The 9,136-nt window shown below is 66.8% G+C and carries 8 protein-coding genes; 7 read left to right on the top strand and 1 reads right to left on the bottom strand.

The annotated features are described in order from the left end of the window. Window positions 1-233 precede the first annotated feature (233 nt). The 3 genes from QRO93_RS11850 (at window position 234) to pncB (ending at window position 3,210) form a co-directional block, all read left to right on the top strand. Entirely contained in the window at window positions 234-1,085 is an 852-nt protein-coding gene (locus tag QRO93_RS11850; RefSeq protein ID WP_049456281.1) for a glycosyltransferase family 2 protein, read from the top strand. After that, window positions 1,082-1,921 carry a glycosyltransferase family 2 protein gene (locus QRO93_RS11845; RefSeq protein ID WP_180878765.1) on the top strand — a complete coding sequence of 280 codons (840 nt, stop codon included), beginning with the start codon at window positions 1,082-1,084 and terminating at the stop codon, window positions 1,919-1,921. Before QRO93_RS11850 ends, QRO93_RS11845 begins: the two co-directional genes overlap by 4 nt. A gap of 107 nt (window positions 1,922-2,028) precedes the next feature. After that, complete coding sequence (gene pncB, locus QRO93_RS11840; RefSeq protein ID WP_008264910.1) at window positions 2,029-3,210, top strand: nicotinate phosphoribosyltransferase; 1,182 nt, start codon at window positions 2,029-2,031, stop codon at window positions 3,208-3,210. A gap of 22 nt (window positions 3,211-3,232) precedes the next feature. Here the strand turns inward: pncB and QRO93_RS11835 are convergent, their stop codons facing one another. Beyond that, window positions 3,233-3,598 carry a hypothetical protein gene (locus QRO93_RS11835; RefSeq protein WP_053448763.1) on the bottom strand — a complete coding sequence of 122 codons (366 nt, stop codon included), beginning with the start codon at window positions 3,596-3,598 and terminating at the stop codon, window positions 3,233-3,235. A 459-nt stretch (window positions 3,599-4,057) separates the two neighbouring features. On the opposite strand from QRO93_RS11835, the gene QRO93_RS11830 reads away from it, so the two are divergent. From QRO93_RS11830 to QRO93_RS11815, 4 genes are all read left to right on the top strand, one after another. Continuing rightward, the gene (locus QRO93_RS11830) at window positions 4,058-4,597 is read left to right on the top strand and encodes a fimbrial protein (protein WP_004154162.1); all 540 of its coding nucleotides are present in this window, start codon (window positions 4,058-4,060) and stop codon (window positions 4,595-4,597) included. Window positions 4,598-4,682: 85 nt separating this feature from the next. Next, window positions 4,683-5,414: a molecular chaperone gene (locus tag QRO93_RS11825; RefSeq protein ID WP_180878764.1), complete on the top strand. Its 732-nt coding sequence runs from the start codon at window positions 4,683-4,685 to the stop codon at window positions 5,412-5,414. A gap of 92 nt (window positions 5,415-5,506) precedes the next feature. Further along, window positions 5,507-8,071, top strand: coding sequence for a fimbria/pilus outer membrane usher protein (locus QRO93_RS11820; RefSeq protein WP_053448764.1), 2,565 nt, complete (start codon window positions 5,507-5,509; stop codon window positions 8,069-8,071). Then, window positions 8,062-9,099 carry a fimbrial protein gene (locus QRO93_RS11815; RefSeq protein WP_164087420.1) on the top strand — a complete coding sequence of 346 codons (1,038 nt, stop codon included), beginning with the start codon at window positions 8,062-8,064 and terminating at the stop codon, window positions 9,097-9,099. Before QRO93_RS11820 ends, QRO93_RS11815 begins: the two co-directional genes overlap by 10 nt. Window positions 9,100-9,136: the final 37 nt, after the last annotated feature.

Genomic DNA, 9,136 nt, shown 5'->3' with positions numbered 1-9,136 from the left:
GGGCGCTTTGCTTGCGAAGCACTGCTTCGCAAGCGCCCGAACGCACAGCCGCCAGCGGCTGGGCCGGACCCCGGAGGGGGATTTACGGCGTCCCCCGCAACCGGACCCACCCCGCCAATCCCAGGAACCCGCTCTGGCTCTTGCTTCGGCTCTGGCCTCTGCAGGTGCCGGGTGCAACCCGGCCGATACCCTGCCAGTGCTAGGCTGTGGGCACCGACAACCACGGAGGCGGGATGGGGGCGATCGTGTTGTTGCCGCTGTGCGTGGACGACGCTGCGCTCGACCGCTGCCTGGCGGCGCTGGATGCCGGCACCGCACCGGGTACCGCGGTCTGGCTGGCCGACGATGCGCAGACCGGTCCGCGTGCACAGGCCGTGGTGGAGCACTGGTTGGCACATACGCCGCTGCAGGCCGAATACACCCGGCGTGCACGGCCACTGGGCGAAGTCGCCCACCTTGATGAAATGCTGCGGGCCTGCGATGGCCTGGACGTGGCGGTGCTGGCGCCGGACAGCGTGCCGGCGCCGGGTTGGCTGCAGCAGCTGCAGGACGCCTTCGCCCGCGATGCCGCCATCGCCACCGCGACGCCGTGGTGCAATGCCGGGGAAACGGCGGCCTGGCCTCGGCTGGGCGAGATCAATCCCGAACCCCAGGACCCGGCCGTGCTGGCGCACACTTGTGCCACACTGCCGACGCTGCATCCGGAACTGCCTTCGGCGGTCACCCATGCGGTACTGGTGCGCGGCAATGCGCGCCGTCGCGCCGGTGGCCTGGACGTGGACAGCTACGCCGGCTGGAACGCCGCACTGGTCGATCTCAGCCTGCGCATGGCCGGGCTGGGATGGCGCAACGTGCTGTGCGAGACCGCCTTCGTCAGCCGGGCAGGGGAGGCGATCAGCCGCGACGGTGACCTTGAAGCGCTAGCCGCGCGCTGGCCGGGCTGGGTGCCACGGCTGGCCGACTTCCTGATGCATGATCCGCTGCATGGACTGCGTGCCGATCTGCAACAGCGCATGCAGCAGGCGATAATGCCGCGCGAACAGGGCGACCTGTTCGTCCCGCCCGCGCCGGAGCCACCCGCTTGAATGTTGCCATTGCCGCCATCGTCGTCACCTACCAGAGTGGCAGCACCATCGATGCCTGCCTCTCGCGCCTGCGCCAGGCGCAGGATGTGGCCGAGATCCGGGTGATCGACAATGGTTCGCTGGATGGCACGCTGGACATCGTGCAGCGGCATGCCAGCCATGATGCCCGCGTGCGTTTCGTCGGCAATCCGGACAATCCCGGTTTTGCTGCCGCCAACAACCAGGGCGTGGCCGACTCGGCCAGCCCGTGGCTGGCCTTCATCAACCCGGACCTGATGGTCGAAGCGGATACCCTGGCCGAGCTGCGCCGCCGTGCCGAGGCGCTGGGCGATTGCCTGCTCGGCGTCGAGCAGCTGGACGAGCATGGCCAGGCCGACGCGGCGGTACGCCGTCGCGATCCCGATTTCCTGTTGATGCTGCGGTCGCCCGGCCAGGGTTCGAAACTGGCGGTGCCGCGCGATCCGCACCAGGCCCTGCAGCGGGTGCCGGCGCTGTCCGGTGCGTTGCTGATGATGCCGCGCGTCCTGTTCGACCGCATCGGCGGTTGGGATGCGGGCTACCGTCTGCATGCCGAAGACCTGGACCTGTGCCGCCGTGCGCGCGAGGCCGGCGCGGTGGTGGCGATCGCCAACGATCTGCAGGTGACCCACGTGCGCGGTGTCTCCAGCCGCTCGCGGCCGTTCTTCGTCGAATGGCACAAGCACAAGGGCCTGTGGCGCTACTTCCAGAAATTCGAGGCGAAGCAGCGCCCGCTGCCGGTGCGCGCTGCGGTATGGGCGGCGATCTGGGCGCATGCGCTGATGCTGGTGCCGCGCCTGCTGCGCAGGTCGCTGTAGAGGTGCGCCCACGCTCGGCTCAGGCAACGATCCAGCCGAGCATGGCTCGGCTCTACAGACGGGGGGCAGGCCCCCCGGTTCACCCCGGCGGGCGCATAATCCGCCCCATGCCTATCATCCAGTCCCTGCTCGACACCGACCTGTACAAGTTCACCATGATGCAGGCGGTGCTCCATCAGCATCCCGGCGCCCAGGTGCAGTACCGGTTCAAGTGCCGCACCCCCGGCATCGACCTGGCCCGCTACATCGACCAGATCGACGAAGAAATCGACCACCTGTGCACCCTGCGCTTCAGTGACGCAGAGCTGGACTACATGCGGGGCCTGCGTTTCGTAAAGCCGGACTTCGCCGATTTCCTCGGCCTGTTCCATCTCGACCGCAAGTACATCCAGCTGCGCGCGTCGAAGGCGGTGCCTGGCGAGATCGAGCTGGACATCACCGGGCCGTGGCTGCACACCATCCTGTTCGAAGTGCCGCTGCTGGCGATCATCAACGAAGTCTGGTTCCGCAACACCACCACGGCCGACTTCGCCGAGGGCGAGCGCCGGCTGCAGGCCAAGGCCGCGCTGCTGCGCGATACCCCCGGCTTCGAACAATGCCGCATTGCCGACTACGGCAGCCGCCGCCGTTACTCGCGTGACTGGCACGCGCGCCTGCTGCCGTTGCTGCGCGATGCCCTTGGCCCGCAGCTGGTCGGCACCAGCAACGTGCACTTCGCGCGGCTGTATGGCATGACCCCGCACGGCACCATGGCCCATGAGTACCTGCAGGCGTTCCAGGCGCTGGGCCCGCGCCTGCGCGACTCACAGGTGGCGGCGCTGGAATCGTGGGCGCGCGAGTACCGCGGCGACCTCGGCATCGCGCTGTCCGACGTGGTCGGCCTGGACGCGTTCCTGCGCGACTTCGACATGTACTTCTGCAAGCTGTTCGACGGCGTCCGCCATGATTCGGGCGATCCGTTCGACTGGGGCGACCGCATGCTGGCGCATTTCCAGCAGCGCCGCGTCGATCCGCGCAGCAAGGTGCTGGTGTTCAGCGATGGGCTCGACATTCCCAAGGTGATGCGCCTGTACGACTACTTCCGCGGTCGCTGCCAGGTCGCATTCGGCGTCGGCACCCACCTGACCAATGATCTGGGCCCGACGCCGCTCAACATCGTCATCAAGATGGTCCGCTGCAATGGCCAGCCGGTGGCCAAGCTCAGCGATTCGCCGGGCAAGAGCATGTGCGACGACCCGGGTTACCTGGCTTACCTGCGCCAGGTCTTCGAGTTGCCGCAGCCGGAATGACCGGCCCGGTGGGGGCGGGTGCTTACAGGTAGTCGACGACCACCAGATAGGCGCCCTGCAGCGGCTGCTGCTGCGAAGCCTGGACGCGGTAGCGTTCGGAGAAGGCGATATCGCCGGCGCGCATCGCGCTGGCCGACACCGACAGCTTCTTGCCCTGGCGCTTGCCGTCGCGCAGCGTCGCAGCCTGGCCATCGGCCAGCGCGGTCACTTCCACCGTCGAACCCTTGGCCGACGGCGGGCAGGCCGCCAGGCTCAGTTCGCCCTGGGACAGGTTCGTCGTGCAGCCCGGCTCGGCGATGCGGCCGCTGAAACGGATGCTGCCGCTGCTGGCCTGGGCCAGCGCACTGACGGACATCAGGGCCACGCACAGCAGAATGGAGTTCCTCATGACACGTTCTCTGGTTCGGTGTGTCCTAGTTAGCGACAGCTTCGATCAGCCTTTAATAGGACGAGTTCGAATCTGCTAGGGCCATCACCAAGAAAGAGTGATGCGCATCAAAGAAGCTGATTTCCGCCTGAAAAAGGCCGGATTCCCTGCATGCCGGATGCGTCACTCGATACGTCATCGAACGTCGTTTGCGGCCTGCCTGGGCCCGCGTCAAATCCCCCACGCGCCCCTGGGTTCCATTTCGCTTAGCACGTCACATTTGTGCCGTCAATAAATTGGCGTTCATAAAAATAATGAGACTTTCATCACACTTGTGCCTATACTTGCGTCACGGATTCAGGGGAAGGTATGTCCGAGTCCGGCCACAGGTGAGACGCAAGGATGGGTCTTGTTAGCCCGGCAGTGCTCCTTGCTTCCTCCTCTACTTCTCATCTCTTCAGTAGGGTTAGGTAAAAGCGAATGCACAAGAACACTCTCATCGCCGCTCTGATGCTGGCCGCCGCTCCGCTGGCCGCCAACGCCGCCGACGGCACCATCACCTTCAATGGCAAGGTCACCGACAAGACCTGCACCATCTCGACCCCGGGCGGCAAGGACTTCGCCGTCAACCTGCCGACCGTGTCCAAGAACACCCTGGCCACCGCCGGTGCCGTTGCGGGCCGTACCCCGTTCGCCATCAACCTGACCAAGTGCAGCGCCGGCAACGTCGCCACCTACTTCGAGCCGGGTTCGACCGTCGACTTCAACAGCGGCCGCCTGGTCAACCAGGCCTCGGCCAACGCTGCCACCAACGTGCAGCTGCAGCTGCTGGGCTCCAACAACCAGTTCCTGCCGATCAAGGCTGCCGGCGCTGGCCTGGCCCAGACCAACTCGCAGTGGGTCACCGTCGGCACCGACGGCTCGGCCGACCTGAACTACTACGCTGAGTACTACGCCACGGCCGCCGCCACCCCGGGCGACGTCACCAGCAGCGTCAAGTACACGATCATCTACAACTGATCGTCGTCGTACCCGCATTGGCCGGCGTACGCGCCGGCCAATGCTCCGCGGCCCCTGGCCACACCTCTCGAGCGTAGTACTTCCGATGAAAGCATTCTTTCCCCGGGCGCTGCTGCTGGCAGCGTTCACGCTGCCCTTCTGCCAGGACGCACTGGCCGGCGTGGTGGTCAATGGCACGCGGGTGATCTACCCGGCGCAGGCGCGCGAAGTCACCGTGCAGGTCGACAACGTGGGCGACTCGCCGGCCCTGGTGCAGGCCTGGATCGACAGTGGCGATGCCAACCAGACCGCCGATACCAGTGATGCCCCGTTCGTGCTGACGCCGCCGATCGCGCGCGTCGAGCCGGGCCGCAGCCAGGCGCTGCGCGTGATCTTCTCCGGTGCGCAACTGCCGGCCGACCGTGAGTCGGTGTTCTGGCTGAACGTGCTGGATGTGCCGCCGTCGCCGGACAACGCCGACAACACGGGCGAACAGAATTACCTGCAGGTCGCGTTCCGTTCGCGCCTGAAGCTCTTTTACCGGCCGCAGGGCCTGAAGGGCGTTGCCAACGACGCACCGGCAGCGCTGCGCTGGACCCGCACGGGCGACCGCCTGCGCGTGGAAAACCCCAGTCCGTTCCACGTCACGCTGGCCGAAGTGCATGCCGTGACCGGCAGCAGCGAAAAGGCCGTCGAGGACAAGGGCGCAATGGTCGCGCCGAAGCAGAGCCTGGAGTTCGCCGCGCCGGCGGGCACCGACCAGGTGCGCTTCATCACCATCAACGATTACGGCGGTCGGGTGGGACACACGATCCGCCTCGGCAGCACCGGGGGCTGAACGCGCCGCGCCGGCCCAGGGCCAGCGCATCCCGCCACCGCCGCCGCGCGGCGAATTGAAGGAATGTCAGTGTGATCGGAAACAGATTGACATTGTCGATCCACCAGGCGATCTGCCTGTTGGCTGCTGGCGTGGCCTGCCCAGGATGGGCACTGGCAGCGCCGGCCAATCTGGGCGAGCAGGCGCTGATGGCGCAGAGCGGCGCAGCCAATGCGCGTGCCCCGGAATCGGCCCAGTTCAATTCCAGCTTCCTGTCCGGCCAGGCCAAGCAGGTCGACCTGGCGGCCTTCAGCAATGGCAACCCGATGGTGGCCGGCACCTACCGCGTCGACGTCTACGTCAACGGTGGCTGGCAGGGCCGTCGCGACCTGCAGTTCAAGGCCGACGCGCAGGGCCATGTCGATGCATGCCTGCCGCTGCCGATGCTGGAAGAGATGGGCGTGGACAGCGAGGCCGTGCTGCTGCAGCAGGACCCGACGCTGCCGACCGACAAGACCAGCTGCGTGCCGGTGCAGAAGCGCATGGCCAATGCCTACGGCATCTATGACAGTGGCAACCTGCGCTACGACCTCAGCATTCCGCAGGTGTTCCTGCGCCGCGAAGCACGCGGCTACGTCAACCCGGCCCTGTGGGACCGTGGCATCAACGCCGGCTTCGTCGGCTACAGCTTCAATGCCATCGACAGCGACAGCCGCGTCGAAGGTGGCCAGCGCAACCGCAGCGCCTACCTCGGCCTCAATGCCGGCCTGAACCTGGGCGGCTGGCAGTTCCGCCACGACTCGAACCTGACCTGGTCCGAGGGCGATGGCCGCCACTGGCAGAGCATTGCCACCTACGCGCAGCGCGGCATCCCGCAGGTGCGTGGCATGCTCACCATCGGTGAGGCCTACACCACCGGCGAACTGTTCGATTCGATCGGCTACCGCGGCGCCAGCCTGGCCAGCGACGACCGCATGCTGCCCGACTCGCTGCGCGGCTACGCGCCGGTCGTGCGCGGCATCGCCGAAACCAACGCGCGCGTTGAAGTGCGCCAGAACCAGCAGCTGATCTATTCCTCCACCGTGTCGCCGGGCAGCTTCGTCATCGACGACCTGTACCCGACCGGCTACGGCGGCGACCTGGAAGTGAGCGTGATCGAGGCCGATGGCCGCCGCCGCGAATTCAAGGTGCCATTCGGCTCGGTGCCGCAGATGCTGCGCGAAGGCGTATCGCGCTACGCGCTGACCGCCGGCCAGGTACGCAACAAGCTGCTGGCCGATGAGCCGTGGCTGGTGCAGGGTACCTACCAGCGCGGCATCGGCAACCAGCTGACCCTGTACGGCGGCAGTGCGCTGAGCGATGGTTACCTGTCGCTGCTGTACGGCGTTGGCCTGTCCACGCCGGTCGGTGCGTTCGCGGCCGACGTCACCCATGCGCGCACCTCGTTCGATCACTACGGCAACCACACCGGTGCCAGCGTGCGCTTGAGCTACAGCAACATGATCGGCGAGACCGGGACCAACCTGACCCTGGCCGCGTACCGCTATTCGACCGAAGGCTTCTACAGCCTGCAGGACGCGCTGTATGGCCGCGACTCGGACAAGCGCGGCATCGATCCGACCACCCGTGGCCGCCAGCGCAGCCAGTTCCAGCTGACCCTGAACCAGCCGCTGGGCCGTCGCGGCGGCGCGCTGTACGTGACCGGCTCGGTGCGTGACTTCTACGATCGTGCCGGTACGTCCAAGCAGTACCAGGTCGGCTACAACAACGCCTGGCGTTCGGTGAACTTCGGTTTCTCCGCACTGCGTACCGAAGAAGGCGTGCTCGGTCGTTCCGACACCCAGTACCTGCTGTCGATGAGCGTGCCGCTGGGCCGTGGCACCCACCCGGTGTCGTTCAGTGCCGACCTCGGCATGCGCGACCGCGGCGGCTACGACAACAGCCGCGTCGGCATCACCGGTTCTGCCGGTGTCGACAACAACTTCAGCTACGGCGCGGCCCTGTCCGATTCGCGCGAGGGTGGCACCACCGCGGTCGGCAATGTCGAGTACCGCAGCCGCTACTCGGCACTGAACGCGACCTACAGCCATTCGCGTGATTTCCGCCAGGCCTCGGTCGGTGCCAACGGCAGCGTGGTCGTGCATCCGGGCGGTTTCACCTTCACCCCGCAGCGCGGCGACACCATGGTGCTGGTCGAAGCACCGGGCGCGCGCGATGCCATCGTCAGCAACGCCCCGGGCCTGCGCGTGGACGGCCGCGGCTACGCGGTGGTGCCGTACGTGTCGCCGTACCGCCTCAACACCGTCACCCTCGACCCGCAGGGCATGGCCCACGACGTCGAGCTGGAAAGCACCAGCCAGTCGGTCGCGCCGTTCGCCGGTGCCATCAGCTACCTGCGTTTCGACACCCGCAAGGGCAACGCGCTGCTGATCCAGGTCCGCAACCCCGATGGCCGCAGCATGCCGTTCGGCGCGCAGGTCAAGGATGAGCAGGGCCAGCCGGTGGGCATGGTCAGCCAGGGTGGCCGCCTGTACGTGCGCAGCGAACAGAACCAGGGCCGCCTGCTGGTGGAGTGGGGCGCCGGTGCCGATCAGCGCTGCACCATTGATTACCAGGTTCCGGCGGGCGCCGACGCGTCCAAGACCGGCTTCATTCCGCTGGAGGCAGCATGCCGATGATTCCTTTCCGTGGCCGCAGGCTGCTGGCCACGCTGGCCCTGCTCGGTGGCGCGCTGCTGGCGCAGCAGGCCAGCGCCGCCTGCCGCATCCAGATCAACGGTTTCGTCGCCCAGGATGTGCAGATGGACATGGGCCAGATCGTGATCCTGCCCAGCACGCCGGTGGGTGGTGTGATCAAGGAACTCAGCGTGCCGATCAACCAGCAGAACAACGTCGCCCGTTGTGACTACTGGTACGGCGGCAGCTCGACCGGTGAGTACGTCAATGCGCCGCAGAAGCGGCCGGTGGCCGGCTTCGCCAACGTCTACGAGACCGGCGTTGCCGGTGTGGGCATCCGCCTGTTCCGCGACTCCGGCGCGATCCAGACCTATTACCCGCATTCCATCAACTTCGGCGCCAACTCCACCATCTCGCTGATCGGTGGCCAGTTCCGCATCCAGCTGATCAAGACCGCCGCACAGACCGGTTCGGGCGTGATCGCGCCGAACGGCCGCTTCACCACCTACTACTTCGATGGCGACGGCCCCAGCCGCCCGGTGCTGACCTCGACCTTCCGCGGTTCGGGCACCACCGTGGTCAGCCCGACCTGCGAAGTGCAGGCCGGCAGCCGCAACATCGCCGTTGATTTCGGCAGCGTGCCCAACACCAGCTTCACCGGCGTCGGCTCGCGTGCGGTCGATCGTGACTTCGAGATCCGCCTGAACTGCCAGGGCAGCAACGTTGCGTCTTACCAGAGCAAGATCGGCATCCGCCTCGACGCCGACCAGGACAGTTCGAACATGCCCGGCGTGCTGAAGCTGAGCGCGGCCACCAACAGTGCGACCCGCATCGGCATCCAGATGGTGCAGCGTGATGGCAGCACCGAACGCGAAGTCCGCTTCGGCCAGGCCATCAATGTCGGCACCACCGCGCCGGGTACCAGTGTCATGAGCCTGCCGCTGCGGGCCCGCTATGTGCAGACCCAGGCCGGGACCGTCGGTGCCGGTGTCGCCAACGGGCAGGCAACGTTCACGATCCAGTACGAGTAACAGCGTTTTTCCATCGCTGAGCACTGCCCCGCACGTC

Source organism: Stenotrophomonas maltophilia group sp. Smal17, assembly GCF_030237045.1.
Lineage (GTDB): Bacteria > Pseudomonadota > Gammaproteobacteria > Xanthomonadales > Xanthomonadaceae > Stenotrophomonas > Stenotrophomonas forensis.
This window is presented reverse-complemented; position numbering and strand designations above follow the sequence as displayed.